Origin of the sequence: Streptomyces sp. H27-C3 (assembly GCF_030063415.1) — a bacterium.
In the GTDB taxonomy this organism is placed as follows: Bacteria; Actinomycetota; Actinomycetes; order Streptomycetales; family Streptomycetaceae; genus Streptomyces.
This window is the reverse complement of the sequence record NZ_JASITA010000014.1, coordinates 1-15789: the sequence shown is the minus strand read 5'-3', so window position 1 is coordinate 15789 and position 15789 is coordinate 1. Positions and strand designations below refer to the sequence as shown.

Sequence of the window (15789 nt, the reverse complement as noted above, 5' to 3'; positions counted from 1 at the left end):
CGGGTGCTGGCGGCGCTTCTGGGCATCGCCGTGCTGGGCGGCGGTCTCTGGCTGACCGTCACCGGCCTGACGCGGGAGTCGAGTTCCCCCGCCCCCTGGGCCACCGACGCCTCCTGGTGGCCGCGCCCCGGCGAGGGGCTGCGGCCCGGCGCCCCCGACTGGGACGCGCCGGGCACCCTGGGCGTGCTGGCCGGGGTCATGGTGGGGCTGCTCTGCTGGCTCGTGGCCCAGGCCCCTGCCCGCCGCCCCCGCAGGCTGGCGCTGCCCCGGCCGGCCCTTCAGCTGAGTACGCGGGCGCTGACGCGGGCCGTGCGGGCCGACGCCGAGGCAGTTCCGGGGGTGGCGCGGGCGCACGTACGCCTGTCGGGCAACGCCCGTCGCGGGCGCTCCCGGCTGGCCCTGGCCGTGCTCCTGGAGCCGGGGGCCGGCCCGGCCACGGTGCTGGCCGGGCTCTCCGGGGAGCCGCTGCGTGCCGCACGCACGGCCGCCGGGACCGGACAGCTGGCGCTCAGCGTCCGGTTCCGGGTACGGGGCCATCGCACCAGGCGCACCCGGTGATGCGGCTCCGGTCAGGTCCCGCGACGGGTGTGGCTGCCACCCGTCCACGCGGGGCCTGCCCTGGGCCGCATGAGGTCCGGGCCGATCAGGTGTACCTGTGTGCGGCGACACGGGCGGGGGCTCGTACGAAGAGAAGGAGAGCCCCTTGCTCCCCGGTATGACCCACCGGATCCCGGCCAGGCTCTGCGCCGAACGCCTCACTGTCCGGCGCGACGTGACCGTCTCGCTGACGTACGACTGCGACGACCCGCTTGCCGTGCACCTGTCGTTCCCCGCTGTCGTGTCCTGCGACGGCACCCCGGTGAACTGGACGTTCGCCCGGAGCCTGTTGGCGACGGGGCTGCACGTGCCCGCCGGGGCCGGCGACGTACAGGTGTGGCCGCACGACGAACGGTGGGTGGCGGTGAAGCTTTTCGCGCCGCAGGGCTACGCGCTGGTGGAACTGGACCGGCGCGGCCTGCGGCACTTCCTCGGCCACTCCTTCAAGGCCGTACCGCCCGCGCGGGAGACCCGGCAGCTGGCCGTCGACGCGCTGATCGAGGCCCTGCTCGCCACGGGCTCGTCCGACGACCCAGGCGGGCGCCAGCCCTAGGGGTTGGCCGACCCTCATCCGCCGGACAGGCCCCAGAGGTTGCACCGGCCGGTCTCACCGTGCGTCACGTACGCGCCCCGCAGACCCCCTCAGACCGCCCCCGCGCCCGTCAGCGAACGGACCTCCGTCTCCGCGTGCTTGGCCCTGTCCGGCGGCTCCGACGACAGGACCGTGCCGAGCCAGCCCGCGAGGAAGCCCAGCGGGATGGAGACAAGACCCGGGTTCTCCAACGGGAACACCTGGAAGTCGACGCCGGGGAAGAGCGCTCCGGGGCTGCCGGAGACGACCGGCGAGAGCAGCACGAGCAGCACCGCCGGGATGAGGCCGCCGTACACCGACCACACCGCCCCACGCGTGGTGAAGTTGCGCCAGAACAGTGAGTAGAGCAGCACCGGCAGGTTGGCCGATGCCGCCACCGCGAAGGCGAGGCCGACCAGGAAGGCGACGTTGAGGTCGCGGGCCAGCAGGCCGAGCGCGATGGCCACCGCCCCGATCCCGGCCGCGGCGGTACGGGCCACCGCGACCTCGCTGCGCTGCTTGGCGTGTTTGCGTCTGAGCGAGGCGTACAGGTCGTGCGCCACGGATGCGGAGGAGGCGAGCGTGATGCCCGCCACGACCGCGAGGATCGTCGCGAAGGCGATGGCTGCGACCACGGCGAAGAGAACCGTTCCGCCGGTGGAACCGGCGCCGCCGCCCAGATTCAGGGCGAGTAGCGGAACCGCCGTGTTCCCCGCGGCGTTCGACGTGCGCACGGCGTCGGAGCCGAGGATCGCCGCAGCGCCGAACCCGAGCACGATCGTCATCAGGTAGAAGCTGCCGATGAGGCCGATGGACCAGACGACCGAGCGGCGGGCGGCGCGCGCGGTCGGCACGGTGTAGAACCGGGACAGGATGTGCGGCAGGCCCGCCGTGCCGAGGACGAGCGCGAGTCCGAGGCTGATGAAGTCGAAGCGGGCGATCCAGCCCCCGCCGTACTTGAGGCCGGGCGACAAGAAGTCCTTGCCGTGACCGCTGCGGTCAGCGGCGGAGACGAGCAGCTGGTTGAAGTCGCCGTGGAAGCGCACCATGACGAGCACGGTGAGCGTGACGGCGCCCGCCATCAGCAGCACTGCCTTGACGATCTGGATCCAGGTGGTGGCCCGCATCCCTCCCAGCGACACATAGATCACCATCAGCGCGCCCACGCCGATGACCGTCCAGGTACGCGCCACGTCACTGCTGCCGCCGAGCAGCAGCGCGACCAGGCTGCCCGCGCCGACCATCTGCGCGACCAGATAGAGAACGGACACGGTGACGGAGGAAGTTCCCGAAGCGATCCGCACCGGCCGCTCGCTCATCCGGGAGGCGACGACGTCGGCGAGGGTGAACCGGCCGCAGTTGCGGACGAGTTCGGCGACGAGCAGCAGGACGACCAGCCAGGCGACGAGGAAGCCGACGGAGTAGAGCATGCCGTCGTAGCCGAACAGGGCGATCAGTCCGGAGATGCCGAGGAAGGAGGCGGCGGACATGTAGTCGCCGGCGATGGCGAAACCGTTCTCCATGGGCGAGAAGAGCCGACCGCCGGCGTAGAACTCCTCCGCCGAGCCGTGCCGGTTACGGCTCACCCAGGTCGTGATCGCCAGGGTCGCCGCGACGAACGCGCTGAACAGCAGCAGCGCCAAGGTCTGGTGATCGCCGGTCAACGCTGGGCCCCCCGCGTCATCTCCTGGGTGTTCCAGCGCAGATCGAGCGCGGCCCGGTCCCTGCGCAGCCGCGCATGGCGGACGTACGCCCAGGTCAGCAGGAAGGTGGTGAGGAACTGGCCGAGTCCGGCGAGCATCGCGACATTCACCGCGCCGAAGACCGGGCGGGCCATCAGGCCGTGGGCGGTGGTCGCCGCGACGACATAGGCGACGTACCAGGTGAAGAAGGCGAGGGTGGCCGGGACGACGAACCGCCGGTAGCGCCTGCGTACTTCCTGGAAGGCGGCGCTGGCCTGCACCTCCAGATAGATCTCGGCCGCGCTGTGACCGTGCGCGCTGCCCGTGGTGTCGGCGGCGGGCGGCGCGACCTGGGCCGGGGCACCCGTACCGTCCAGTTCGCCCCACCCCGAGGCGAGCGCGTCGTACCAGGGGTCATCGAACCGCACCGCCGCGGCATCGCGCCCTACGTGCTTCTCCACCGAACAACTCTCCTTGTCCGCGGCCGGATTGGCCGCGCGCCCAAGGATGGACAGACTGGGAAGATCCCAGACTCTTCAATCCGATGTCTTCACCCCATTAGGTGACGGGGTGTGCGGTCGGGTCCCGGCGGGTCGAGCGCCGGGACCCGAAAGGCTCAGGCGTCGATGCGCGAGCGGTCGAGCGTCGCCGCCGAGCTGGTGATGAACTCCTTGCGGGGCGCGACCTCGTTGCCCATGAGCAGATCGAAGACCTGCTCGGAGGAGTCGAGATCCCCGATGTTGATCCGGCGCAGGGTGCGGTGGCGCGGGTCCATCGTGGTCTCCGCGAGCTGGTCGGCGTCCATCTCACCGAGGCCCTTGTAGCGCTGGATGGAGTCCTTGTGGCGCACGCCCTTGCGTGCGTACTCCAGGAGAGTCTGGCGCAACTCGCTGTCCGAGTACGTGTAGACGTACTTGTCCTGGCCCTTCTTGGGCTGGACCAGCTCGATCCGGTGCAGCGGCGGTACGGCGGCGAAGACGCGGCCCGCCTGGACCATCGGCCGCATGTAGCGCTGGAAGAGCGTGAGCAGCAGGCAGCGGATGTGCGCACCGTCGACATCGGCGTCGACGAGCAGAACGATCTTCCCGTAGCGCGCGGCGTCGAGGTCGAAGGTACGCCCTGACCCGGCCCCTATGACCTGGATGATCGCGCCGCACTCGGCGTTCTTGAGCATGTCCGAAACGGAGGACTTCTGGACGTTGAGGATTTTGCCGCGGATCGGCAGCAGGGCCTGGAATTCGGAGTTCCTGGCGAGCTTGGCGGTGCCGAGGGCGGAGTCGCCCTCGACGATGAAGAGCTCGCTGCGCTCCACGTCGTCACTGCGGCAGTCGGCCAGCTTCGCGGGCAGCGACGAGGTCTCCAGCGCGGTCTTGCGGCGCTGCGCGTCCTTGTGCTGGCGGGCCGCGATGCGGGTCCGCGCGGCGGCGACGACCTTCTCCATGACCGAGCGCGACTGCTGCTTGTCGTCGCGCTTGGTGGAGGTCAGGAAGGCCTTGAGCTCCTTGGCGACGACATTGGCGACGATCCGGGTGGCCGCCGACGTGCCGAGGACCTCCTTGGTCTGGCCCTCGAACTGCGGCTCGGCCAGCCGGACGGTGATGACGGCCGTAAGGCCCTCCATGGCGTCGTCCTTGACGACGTCGTCCTCGGCGACGCGCAGCAGCTTGGCGGAGCGCAGCGCCTCGTTGACGGTCTTGGTGAGGGACCGCTCGAAGCCGGAGATGTGGGTGCCGCCCTTGGGGGTGGCGATGATGTTGACGAAGGACCTGACCGTGGTGTCGTACCCCGTGCCCCAGCGCAGCGCGATGTCCACGCCGAGCTCGCGAGTGACCTCGGTGGCGGTCATGTGACCGCGGTCGTCGAGGACCGGCACAGTCTCCTTGAAGATGCCTGTCCCGGTCAGCCGCTGCACGTCGCAGACGGCCTTGTCCTGTGCGAGGTACTCGCAGAACTCGCTGATGCCCCCGTCGAAGCGGAAGGTCTCCTCGCTCTTGCCCTCGCCGTCCAGGGCGCGCTCGTCGCGTACGACGAGGGTCAGGCCGGGCACGAGGAAGGCCGTCTGGCGGGCCCGCTGGTGGAGCGTCTCCAGGTTGAGCTTGGCGTCCTTGAGGAAGATCTGCCGGTCGGCCCAGTATCGGACGCGGGTGCCCGTGCGGTTCCTGGGGACCTTCTTGCCCTTGAGCGGCCCGTTGGCCGGGTCGAAGGGGGCGCCGGGGCCGGACTCGGTGAAGATGCCGGGGACACCGCGCCGGAAGCTGATGGTGTGCGTCGCGCTGCTGCGGTCGACCTCGACGTCAAGACGGGCGGAGAGCGCGTTGACCACGGATGCGCCCACACCGTGCAGACCGCCGGAGGCCGCGTACGAGCCGCCGCCGAACTTTCCGCCGGCGTGCAGCTTGGTCATGACGACCTCGACGCCGGCCAGGCCCGTCTTGGGCTCGATGTCGACCGGGATGCCCCGGCCGTTGTCCCGGACCTCAACGGAGTCGTCGTCATGGAGGATGACCTCGATGTGGTCGCAGTAGCCGCCCAGGGCCTCGTCGACGGAGTTGTCGATGATCTCCCAGAGGCAGTGCATGAGGCCGCGGCTGTCGGTCGACCCGATGTACATGCCGGGACGCTTCCGGACGGCCTCCAGCCCCTCGAGTACGAGAAGGTGCCGCGCGGTGTAGTTGGAACCGTCTCGGTCTGCACCGGTCAGTAGCGCAGTGGACGGCACGGACGTTTCGGCGGTCACGCGGTTCGCTCCTCGCTGAATTTGAAATGGGCCCCGATGGGGTAGGGGTCCGGCGTCGGTCACCGGTCAGAGGGTATCGAGGCCTGGTAGAGCCGATGTAACGCCACCCTCAGGAAAACTCATGCTAGTCCAGAGTCGTATGCATGTTCGATCCCCCAAGAGGGTGACGCACACATCACGTTCCCATCTACGCATGAACCATTTAGGCTCCGGGCACGTCCTCATCAACAACCGGCAAGCCAGCCGGGAGGGCAAACCCCAATAATCGACGCGAAACCGTAAAGCGACGCAATACGGCTCCTTCGCCGCTGACCGGCAACTGACAGCCACCTCGGAAGAACTTTCAAGGAAAAGCCACGAGCGGGAACGTTTTCGGCCTGGTTGGATGTTGACCCTGGTACGACAGCTCGTCGAGCTAGAGAAGAGGCGACGTGACTACTGTTCTGACCCCCGCGAGCCCCCTGACGGCCGCTGACCGATGCGACCGCTGCGGCGCCCAGGCCTACCTGCGCGTTGTCCTGGCCAGCGGCGGCGAACTGCTCTTCTGCGCCCACCACGGTCGCAAGTTCGAGCCGGAACTCAAGAAGATCGCCGCTGAAATACAGGACGAATCAGACCGGCTGACCGCCGTGCCTGCGTCCACAGAAGACGAGGAACACTGACGCCTCGCAAGCGCGACGAGCAACGGACCGGTCACTGACCGTTCAACGGACGACCTCCCCTGGGTGTGCAGGGAAGGCCGTCCGTTCTCGTACGCTGCAAGCGTAATCGGCACGATCAGTCCGTGGCGGCCCAGAGCCGGGCGGTCACGGCCGACATCCGCGTGTACACCCCTGGGTTCAGAGCCTCGCCACAGCCGCTTCCCCAGGACACCAGCCCGATCAGCCGTCCGCGGGCGACCAGCGGTCCCCCGCTGTCCCCCTGGCACGCGTCATGACCCCCGGCCGGGTCCCCGGCGCACAGCATGGTGGCTGCCGTATACCTGCCGTTCGTGAAGCCCGGATAGGCCTGCTCACAGGCGGCGTCCGGCAGCACACTCACCGGCGCCGCCCGCAGCGCGTACGGATACGCGCCGCGCCCGGTCGTATCGCCCCAGCCGTAGACCGTGGCGGGCGTACCCGGCTCGTACGCCGCGTCCGCCTTCGCCGCGATCGTGACGGCGTGGTCCGCGGGCAGCGCCCGGGACAGCGTCAGTACCGCGACGTCGCCCGAGTTCGTCGTGGCGTCGTACTCCGGATTGACCCGTACGCCACTCACGGGAATCTCCTGGCCGCCGGCCTCCCGCAGATCGCTGCGCCCTGCGATCACCCGCAGGTCCGACAGCCGGCCGAGGGGCACGCCGAGCACGTCCTGGCTCACGCAGTGCGCTGCCGTCACCACTCTGTTCGGCGCCACCAGCACTCCCCCGCAGAACTGGCCTGCCCGTGTACCCCCGAACCGGTCACGGCTGGCCACCGCCACGACCCACGGGGTCTTCGAGACCTGCGCCGGCTGACCGCCGATCACCACGCTGTCTGCGGCGGCGGGAGCGACCGAGACCTGCGGTGCCACAGCGGCTGCGGCCGTCAGCGCCAGCCCCCCCACCAGCGACCGGGCGTAAGAGCGACACATACCGCCTCCTGACTCTCTGCTGTGCATGGCACACCCAGAGTCATCCGAACAGGGGCGCGCCGCACCCGCGCACACAAGAACCGGGGGCCCGGAGTCCCTCGTACGGGTCTCCGGGCCCCCGGCCCGAGTCGGTCTGCGCGCGCTTCTAGTCGAGGTAGTCGCGCAGGACCTGCGAGCGCGACGGGTGACGGAGCTTGGACATGGTCTTGGACTCGATCTGCCGGATGCGCTCGCGCGTCACCCCGTAGACCTTGCCGATCTCGTCCAGGGTCTTGGGCTGTCCGTCGGTGAGGCCGAAACGCATCGACACGACACCAGCCTCACGCTCGGAGAGGGTGTCGAGGACCGAGTGCAGCTGCTCCTGCAGGAGCGTGAAGCTGACCGCGTCGGCGGGGACGACGGCCTCGGAGTCCTCGATGAGGTCACCGAACTCGCTGTCGCCGTCCTCGCCCAGGGGGGTGTGCAGGGAGATGGGCTCGCGGCCGTACTTCTGGACCTCGATGACCTTCTCGGGGGTCATGTCGAGCTCCTTGGCGAGCTCCTCCGGGGTGGGCTCGCGGCCCAGGTCCTGGAGCATCTGGCGCTGCACGCGCGCCAGCTTGTTGATGACTTCGACCATGTGCACCGGGATACGGATGGTGCGGGCCTGGTCGGCCATCGCGCGGGTGATCGCCTGACGGATCCACCAGGTCGCGTACGTGGAGAACTTGTAGCCCTTGGTGTAGTCGAATTTCTCCACCGCGCGGATCAGTCCGAGGTTGCCCTCCTGGATGAGGTCCAGGAAGAGCATGCCGCGGCCGGTGTAGCGCTTGGCCAGCGAGACCACCAGACGGAGGTTGGCCTCAAGGAGGTGGTTCTTCGCGCGGCCGCCGTCCAGGGCGATGATCTCCAGCTCGCGCTTGAGCTTGGGCGCCAGCTTGTCGCTGTTGGCCAGCTTGTCCTCGGCGAACAGGCCCGCCTCGATGCGCTTGGCGAGCTCCACCTCCTGCTCGGCGTTGAGCAGCGGCACCTTGCCGATCTGCTTGAGGTAGTCCTTGACGGGGTCGGCGGTGGCGCCCGCGACGGCGACCTGCTGCGCGGGTGCGTCGTCCTCGTCCTCGTCGGACAGGACGAAACCCTTGGCCTCGCCGCCCTCTTCCTCCTCCTCGGCACCTGCCTTGGCGGGGGTGGTCTCCTCTGCGCCGTCGTCGCCGTCCGCGTCGCCGTCGCCCTTGCCTGCCGTCTTCTTGGCTGCCGTCTTCTTGACCGCGGTCTTCTTCGCTGCGGTCTTCTTCGCCGCAGTCTTCCTGACAGCCGCCTTCTTCACCGGCGCGGGCGCCACGGCCTCGTCGGCCCCTACCTCACCGGGTTCGTCGGTCACGGCGTCCACCATCTCGGCGGCCGGAAGCGCCGCGGCCGATACGGTCTTCGCGGAGGACGTCTTGGCTGCGACGGACCTGGTCGCGGTGCGCTTGACCGGGCTCTTCGCCGCCACGCTCCTACGAGGGCGCTTGGCGGGTTCCGCGGCGGTGACCATCAGCGTCACACCCTCTTCCTCGAGGATCTGGTTGAGGCTGCGCAAAACGTTCTTCCACTGGACCGGCGGAATCCGGTCTGCCAAGAATGCCTGGCGTACATCGTCGCCGGCGATCTGCCCATCAGCTTTTCCCCGCTCAATGAGCGCCATCACAGATTCGGACCCGGCGATCTCCGACGGGAGGGTACGGGATGTGCTGGCCGACACGAACAACCTCTCGGAACGATGGAAACGGCTTCCGGCTTCGCCCTGGGTACGGGCCGCAGCCGACGACCGTCGGCTGCGGATGTACCGACGGCGCGGGTTGAACCTCGGACTTGTTACAGCGCCGGGAACGACGGCTGTATTCCTCCTCGGCTGTCACCTCTTAGGTCATCGCACAGTTCCGGGGAGTGTTACGCCCAATCTTCGTGGCCCGAGTCACACCCCATACGCCGCGAGGCCGGACACCGGGGATTTCACCCGCGCCACGCCACAGTCCTGTCGCCGGACCCGACGGGATCCGGCGACAGGGGGTTGATCGGCGCGGCAGGGCCGCAAAGCAGCCACCCTGGCTGCGGACAGCTGTCAGTGCTCGCGCGGCGCGGGGACCACGCGGTCCACCTCCGGTTGGACGGTGAGCAGTTGACGCATCGCGGTCTCGGCGGCCACGGCGTCGCCCGCCGCGATGGCGTCGATGATGCGGGAGTGGTGCACGAGCGCGCCCTCGGTGGGACGGTCGCAGCCGGTGACCGGGCCGCCGGACACCTGAAGGGCGGCGGAGACGATGCCGGAGAGGTGCTCCAGCATCCGGTTGCCCGCGAGCTGGATGAGCAGGGAGTGGAATTCGGCGTCGGCCCGGGAGAACGTGAGGGAGTCGCCCTGAGCGAGGGCGTGGCCCATGATCTCCACCATGTCGCAGAGGCGCTGCTGGACGTCCTCGCGGCCGTGGCCGGCGGCGAGACGCGCGGCGAGCGGCTCGATCGTCCAGCGCAGCTCGCTCAGTTCGCGACGCTGGTCGTCGCGCTGCGGGCCGAAGGCCCGCCATTCGATGATGTCGGGGTCGAGCAGGTTCCAGTCGCAGACCGGGCGGACCCGGGTACCGACGTTGGGGCGGGCGCTGACCAGGCCCTTGGCCTCAAGGACGCGCAGGGACTCGCGTACGACGGTACGGGAGACCTCGAAGCGCTGGCCGATCTCCTCGGGGACGAGCGGGCGGTCGGCGCCGAGGTCGCCGGATACGATCATCTGTCCGAGCTGCTGGACGAGTTGGCCGTGGAGCCCACGGCCGCGGCTGCCCGCGGAGCGGCGGCCCGCCCGGCCCAGGTCCGAGTCGCCGCCCCAGGAGGGCAGGCCCACGCGGTCGGCGCCGGGCGCCTGCGGGTAGGAATATCGGTCGAGTTCACCCGGGGCCGCGAGGCCGGACTCGGCGGTGCGGGCGGCGGTCATCATGGTGTGCGCAAGGGTACTCACGGAACCTTTGTCGGCGTGACTCCCACGACCCTTGAGGTCTTTGGTGAAAAGCACACGAAAGGGTGATCGCCGCACCCCTCACAATTGACGCCTTATCGGAAAGAAATGGGCGTTCTCGGGGGAGTTACGGGCAGTTCGACGGCCATCGAGTGACAGTCGGTCACCAACGAACCCTGCGGCGGAGGCCGACGAACAGATATGCGCAGAGCAGGGCGGAGAGTGACAACGCCAACGCCGCACCGACCGGTTGAGCCATGAGTCGCATCGTCGCCAGCAGCCAGCGGTCGAGTTCATACGGCCATTCCAACCACACCAGTTCGCGCAGCCTGCCCGGCAGCCCGGCGACCGAACGCGCGGACGGAGCCAGGACCAGCTTCTGCACGGCGGGGGCGACGACGACCGGGACGGCGAGCACCGCGGCCACCCCCGCGGCCGTGGCGCGGAAGACCCCGGCGCCCAGCAGCCCGGCCCAGGCGCAGCCCACGGCGAGGCCCACCCAACTGGCCACCAGCGAAGGCCACTTTCCCGGGACCTGCAGCAAGTCCCTGCCGTACACGAGGTGGAGAGCCTCAGCGTCGGCCACCGCGACGAGGAGCGCCAGGAGCAGCGCGGTGGCGGCGGAGACGGCCAGCTTGGCGAGGAGCAGGCCCAGGCGGCGGGGGACCGTGCCGCGGGCCGACGCGAGGGCCGGGTAGCGGAACTCGTCGCCGAAGGCGAGGGCGCCGAGCAGGCCGGCGCCGAACGCGGCGGGCGGCAGGGGCAGGATGTCCGGCCAAGCGGCGAGCATGCTGGGCAGCGGGGTACCCACCGTGCGCGCGAGCAGCACGGAGAGGGTGACCGAGACGGCGAGCACGGCCGCCGCGATCAGGAAGGTCGTCCTGGTGCCCAGGAGGCGGCGCAGTTCGTAGCGCAGGGGGCGCAGGGGGCTGCGGGCCGGACGGAGGGGCTGCCGGGGCGGTCCGGGGGCCGTGGTCGGTGTTCGCGCGCCGGCGGGGGCGCGGGGCGGTTTCACGGCGGGGGCCGGGCCGGTGTCGCCGATCTCGTCGGCGAGTTGATGGACCAGGATGCCGTGCCGGAAGGCGGTCTCGCCGATCTGCGCACAGTCGCTGCCGTAGACGGAGAGGCGGTTGCCGTCCTCGGCGACCACCTCTACGGAGCGCTGGGCGGCCCGGGCCTCCTTGCTGACAAGGGCGCCGAGACGGGCCGCGTGCGGCGTCCTCACCGCGACCCTGGGGCGCAGGCGGGTGCGGGCGAACTCGACCGCCTCCTGGTCCGCCACGAGCCGGCCGCCCTCGATGGTGACCACCCGGTCGGCGGTACGGGCGGCCTCCTTGGCTTCGCTCGTGGTGTAGAGCACGGTGCCGCCCTGGGCCGCGTGGCCGCGCAGTAGGCCGTACAACCAGCTGTTCTCGCGCGGGGACAGGCCCTCGGCCGGCTCGTCGAGGAGCAGCGTGTGGGGGTCTCCCAGCAGCGCCGACGCGAGGCCGAGTCGGCGGTCCATGCCGAGTGAGAACGTGCCGAGGCGCTGGTCGCCGAGACCGGCCAGGCCGACCAGTTCGAGCATGTCGTCGGCGCGGGCGGCGGGCACTCCGGCCGCGGCGCAGAGCATCCGGAGTTGGCCGCGCGCGGTACGCGCCGGGTGGCCCGGGACGTCCCCGAGCAGCACTCCGACCTCGCGGGCGGGGTGGGCGACCCGGTGCAGGGGCCGGCCGCGCAGATAGGTGACGCCGCGGCCGGGTTCGAGTTCGAGCATCAGCCGCAGCGCCGTGGTCTTGCCGGAGCCGGGAGCTCCGAGGAGGGCCGTGACCTGGCCCGATCCGGCCTCGAAGGTCAGATCGTCCACGGCCGGGGGAAGCTGTCGGCGGGGGAAACTGGTGAGTCCGATGGCCTGGAGCATCGCTTCTCTCGCGGTAGGTGAGACCGCTCGGCGGCAGGACACGTACCGCAGCAAGATAACGCGACATGTCCGACTTCTGGTGGATCGGAGAAACTACGGGTGTCAGACGTCGCTCACGCCCTCGGCCACATTCGGTGCGTCACCGCCATCACCAATGGCCACGTCCGAGATCGCGGGCCCGATCAGACCTGATCGAGTTCGATCGGGTTCGATCAGACCTCGGGGCGCAGCATCGGCGGATTGAGCAGGGGCGCCCCGCCGGCTCTGAACAACTGTGCGGGCCGCCCGCCCTGCCGGGTCGTGGTCCCGCCCGACGGGACGAGGAATCCGGGGGTGCCGGTGACCTTGCGGTGGAAGTTCCGGGGGTCGAGCACAACGCCCCACACGGCTTCGTACACCCGGCGCAGCTCGCCGACGGTGAACTCCGGCGGGCAGAAAGCGGTGGCGAGCGACGAGTACTCGATCTTGGACCTGGCGCGTTCCACGCCGTCCGCGAGGATCTGTGCGTGGTCGAAGGCGAGCGGGGCGGGCTGCTCGTCCTCGCGGTCCAATCCGCCGTCCTTGCTGAGCAGGGCCTCGACCGGAGCCCAGCGGGCGCTGTTCGCGTCGCCGCCCGCCCGGGGCGCGGGGAGGTCGGGGGCGAGCGCCAGATGAGCCACGCTGACCACCCGCATGCGTGGGTCGCGCTTGGGGTCTCCGTACGTGCCGAGCTGTTCGAGGTGCGCCCCGTTCCCGATGGAGGGCGTTCCCGGCTCGTGCGCGCACAGCCCGGTCTCCTCGACGAGCTCCCGGGCCGCCGCCACCCCGAGATCCTCATCCACCCGGACGAACCCGCCGGGCAGCGCCCACCGGCCCTGGTACGGCTGCTCGCCACGGCGTACGACCAGCGCGCAGAGCGCGTGGCGGCGGACGGTGAGCACGACCAGATCCACTGTGACGGCGAAGGGAGGAAAGGCCGACGGGTCGTAGGGCGACATGCCGCGATCATAGTCGTCTGCCTGACGATAAACAGTCCCTCTGCCAGGTGCGCGATCGGCAGTGGCACTCCCCTCCTGATGTTCGTCGGAGTCGTCGGCGGAAGGCCTGCCGGGGTGGCTGTCCGAGTGGCTGTCTGGCCTCATCTTCAGACTCCCAGTTGGAGGTTGGTGGCGGCTTCCTCGACCATGCCGAGACCCAGCCTGCTGATCCGTACGGAGAAGGGCTCCCCGGCGACGCGCAGCCCGGCGATCCGGACGGCGCCGAGCGGGGCACAGCGCACCGGGGACAGCGCGACGGTGCCCGCGGGGGCGTCGGGGCGGATGCCCGCGAGTGTGGCGATCAGATGGATCCCGGCGGCGGCAGCCACGGCCGCCGGCCGGCAGGCGGCGGGGTGCCCCACCGGCGCACTGCCCGAAGTGCGCTGCTCGCCTCCATACATCTCGGGCAGCCGGTGGCCGAAGGATTCCGCAGCGTCCAGGACGCCCCGAAGCAAGGAGGTCGCCTCCTTCTCGTATCCCGCCGCGGCCAGCCCCGCCACGGCAATGGCCGTCTCGTGGACACGAACCGATCCACCGCGGTGGCCGAACGGGTTGTGCCCGGCCTCCTTGGCTCCCAGGCTGCGCAGCCCCCATCCCGAGTCGAGCGCGGGGCTGCCCAGCAGCCGCGCCAGCTGCTGGGTCTGCACCTTGTCCAGAAGCCCGGGTGCGAGCTGCCCGGCGCCCAGCAGGCCGGTGTCCAGCAAATGCGCGGCCCCGGCCCCGATGTGCGGCACGAGCCGACCGTCGGCGGTGCGGGCCGCCGCCGGACGTCCGCCCGCGCGATCGTCGAGCCAGAAGTCCCGCCGGAAGCCGCGGCGCAGCGCACCGGCCCACTCGCGCCACCCTTCGACCCCCGCCCGGCCGCACCCCGCCAGTAGATCGGCGCCGAGGAGCGCGGCGCGGTGAGCGTGCGCCTGCGTCTCACCGCGCCGCAGCCCCACGGAGCCCCGGTCCCGCAGGAAGCCGTCGTCCCCGGCGGCGGCGCGCAGCCAGTGCAGACAGCGCTCGGCCACCGGCAGCAGCTCCTCCAAGTCCTGCTCTGCCATCCCCCAGCGCCGCGCCTCCGCGAGCACCGTGGGAAAGGCGAGGGTCGCCTCGACGCCCGTGCAGCTCGGCGGGAGATGCCGGCCCGCGTCCCTGAAGGGGCCCGGGATCCGCCCCCGGTCGGGCCCCGCGCCCGTGAGCTGGGTACGGGCGAGCGTCCGCAGTGTGGACACGGCGAGCCGGGTGCCGAGCGGCAGAGTCATCCGAGCCGTCCACAGCGCCTCGGCGGGCGCGAGCCCACAGCGCCAGGGCACCCCTGCCGCCGGATACACGTCGGCGGGGTGGTCCGGGGCGCGCACCAGCAGCGCCCGCAGATCGTCGAGGCCGGTGCGGAGCAGCTCGCGCACCCGAGGGTCGTCCCCTTCCGCCGTCGCCGCGGAGAGCGGCCCCGCCCCGGCCTTCGCGAGCGGCCGTACGGCACGGTCGGTCCGGACGAGGAGCTCGATGGTGCGCGAGTCCCCCGGCAGCAGCTCCAACTCCCAGCGCAGCAGCCCAGCGGAGGCCAGGGCGTCCTCGGGAGGCGGATCGGCGGTGACCCGGCAGTGGGCTCCGGGCACCGACCAGCGCAGCCCGGAGGCATGGACGCTCGCGGGCAGTACGGGCCCGGCCCGGCCCGCCGCGACGGCGCCCAGGTCGGCGAGGTCCGTGCCGAGGGCGATCTCCACACGCAGCCACAGCGGGCGCCCGGCCGAGCTGCGCAGGGTGATCCGCTCGGTGCCGTCGGCGTGCCGGAGCCGCTCCACCGCGATCTCGGGGTCCGGTCCCACACAGACCGGCGTACGCACCACGGCCATGAACCGGGCGCGGTCGGACGAGAGCAACCTGCCCTGCAGGGCGACCGGATCGCGGCCGGCCACCCGCAGCTCGCACCGGGAGAGGAGCCGGCGGCCCGATTGATAGAAGCCTTCGAGCCCCTTTCCTGTGAGCTGCCCGTGCTCCGCCGAGATGGCGAGTCCCGGCAGGTCGGCGCAGATCAGCAGGGCGTGGACGGAAGGCAGCTCGCCGGGCGGCGGGGCTCCCGCGGCTCTGCCCGGAAGGGGCCTTCGGTCGCCGGCAGGGGACGGGACTACGACGGCCATACGGTGCCTCCTCTGCGCCCGGGGCGGCCGTGCCGGCGGGGCGGGCGCGGGGTGGTGGCGGGGTCACACCGGTGAACGTCCGCACGGGCGACCGGGTCACGGCTCTCATCGACCGCTCCTGCTCCCGCGCCGCCCGTCGCGTCGACGGATACGGCCACGCGCGCCGGCCGCGCCGGGGCGTGCCTTCACGAGGTTCCCCCCGGCCCGGTCGCCCTTGGAGCGCCGCGCGGCGACCCGCCCCCCGACCGGTGGCAGGGTGTGGCGGTGCCCCGGCCGCCCGCGTGGCGCCCGTGGTCCGGTCGTCCCGTGCGCCGCCCTTTCCTGGCGCAGGCAGCGGCGGAGCGCCTCCGGATCGATGCCCTCGTTGCAGGCCTGGTGCAGGAGTTGGGCGAAGTGGTAATCGGGGTCGGCCTGCAGAGCCAGGCCGAGGGCGACCCTCGCGCCGGGCTCGTCGCCGGTCGACCTTCTCTGCACTAACGCTGCTGCTGGCGGTGCCCGATGACGAGCATTGAGCAGGTCGCAACTCTCGCGACGTTCGGAGCTGTGTGGGCGGTGCTCGCCGTCGGTCACAATCTCGCGGACCATGT

Annotated in this window: 13 protein-coding genes; 3 read left to right on the top strand and 10 right to left on the bottom strand. The window is 71.1% G+C overall.

Annotation, left to right across the window (positions count from 1 at the left end):
• The first annotated feature begins 3 nt into the window (after positions 1-3).
• Together QMK30_RS15735 and QMK30_RS15730 are read left to right on the top strand one after the other, a co-directional pair.
• The gene (locus QMK30_RS15735) at positions 4-558 is read left to right on the top strand and encodes a hypothetical protein (RefSeq protein ID WP_283518585.1); all 555 of its coding nucleotides are present in this window, start codon (positions 4-6) and stop codon (positions 556-558) included.
• A gap of 145 nt (positions 559-703) precedes the next feature.
• The gene (locus tag QMK30_RS15730; protein ID WP_283518584.1) at positions 704-1150 is read left to right on the top strand and encodes an SsgA family sporulation/cell division regulator; all 447 of its coding nucleotides are present in this window, start codon (positions 704-706) and stop codon (positions 1148-1150) included.
• Between the two features lie 89 nt (positions 1151-1239).
• Here the strand turns inward: QMK30_RS15730 and QMK30_RS15725 are convergent, their stop codons facing one another.
• From QMK30_RS15725 to QMK30_RS15715, 3 genes are all read right to left on the bottom strand, one after another.
• On the bottom strand, positions 1240-2832 hold the full coding sequence (locus QMK30_RS15725) for a monocarboxylic acid transporter (RefSeq protein ID WP_283518583.1): 1593 nt from the start codon (positions 2830-2832) through the stop codon (positions 1240-1242).
• On the bottom strand, positions 2829-3311 hold the full coding sequence (locus QMK30_RS15720) for a DUF485 domain-containing protein (protein ID WP_283518582.1): 483 nt from the start codon (positions 3309-3311) through the stop codon (positions 2829-2831). Before QMK30_RS15720 ends, QMK30_RS15725 begins: the two co-directional genes overlap by 4 nt.
• A 155-nt stretch (positions 3312-3466) precedes the next feature.
• Positions 3467-5587 carry a DNA gyrase/topoisomerase IV subunit B gene (locus QMK30_RS15715; RefSeq protein ID WP_283518580.1) on the bottom strand — a complete coding sequence of 707 codons (2121 nt, stop codon included), beginning with the start codon at positions 5585-5587 and terminating at the stop codon, positions 3467-3469.
• 431 nt (positions 5588-6018) lie between these two features.
• Here QMK30_RS15715 and QMK30_RS15710 point away from each other — a divergent pair, with 431 nt between their 5' ends.
• Complete coding sequence (locus tag QMK30_RS15710) at positions 6019-6249, top strand: DUF7455 domain-containing protein (protein WP_283518578.1); 231 nt, start codon at positions 6019-6021, stop codon at positions 6247-6249.
• A 115-nt stretch (positions 6250-6364) separates the two neighbouring features.
• On the opposite strand, the gene QMK30_RS15705 is transcribed toward QMK30_RS15710, so the two are convergent.
• From QMK30_RS15705 to QMK30_RS15675, 7 genes are all read right to left on the bottom strand, one after another.
• A complete protein-coding gene (locus QMK30_RS15705) occupies positions 6365-7198 on the bottom strand; it encodes a S1 family serine peptidase (RefSeq protein ID WP_283518576.1) in 834 nt (277 codons plus the stop codon).
• A gap of 145 nt (positions 7199-7343) precedes the next feature.
• Entirely contained in the window at positions 7344-8921 is a 1578-nt protein-coding gene (locus QMK30_RS15700) for an RNA polymerase sigma factor (protein WP_283518574.1), read from the bottom strand.
• A gap of 360 nt (positions 8922-9281) precedes the next feature.
• Complete coding sequence (locus tag QMK30_RS15695; protein WP_283518573.1) at positions 9282-10166, bottom strand: FadR/GntR family transcriptional regulator; 885 nt, start codon at positions 10164-10166, stop codon at positions 9282-9284.
• A gap of 160 nt (positions 10167-10326) precedes the next feature.
• Positions 10327-12063, bottom strand: a complete 1737-nt coding sequence (locus tag QMK30_RS15690; RefSeq protein ID WP_283518571.1) for an ATP-binding cassette domain-containing protein — start codon at positions 12061-12063, stop codon at positions 10327-10329.
• 212 nt (positions 12064-12275) lie between these two features.
• On the bottom strand, positions 12276-13040 hold the full coding sequence (locus QMK30_RS15685; protein WP_283518569.1) for an NUDIX hydrolase: 765 nt from the start codon (positions 13038-13040) through the stop codon (positions 12276-12278).
• Positions 13041-13186: 146 nt separating this feature from the next.
• Positions 13187-15202, bottom strand: a complete 2016-nt coding sequence (locus QMK30_RS15680; RefSeq protein ID WP_283518567.1) for a glycogen debranching N-terminal domain-containing protein — start codon at positions 15200-15202, stop codon at positions 13187-13189.
• A gap of 105 nt (positions 15203-15307) precedes the next feature.
• The coding region (locus tag QMK30_RS15675; RefSeq protein WP_283518566.1) for a DUF4192 family protein at positions 15308-15789 on the bottom strand (482 nt) is incomplete at its 5' end.

Coding starts and splice junctions, on each gene's coding strand:
- QMK30_RS15705 (WP_283518576.1), bottom strand. CDS start 7,198: ATGTGTCGCTCTTACGCCCGGTCGCTGGTGGGGGGGCTGGCGCTGACG.
- QMK30_RS15690 (WP_283518571.1), bottom strand. CDS start 12,063: ATGCTCCAGGCCATCGGACTCACCAGTTTCCCCCGCCGACAGCTTCCC.
- QMK30_RS15685 (WP_283518569.1), bottom strand. CDS start 13,040: ATGTCGCCCTACGACCCGTCGGCCTTTCCTCCCTTCGCCGTCACAGTG.
- QMK30_RS15680 (WP_283518567.1), bottom strand. CDS start 15,202: ATGGCCGTCGTAGTCCCGTCCCCTGCCGGCGACCGAAGGCCCCTTCCG.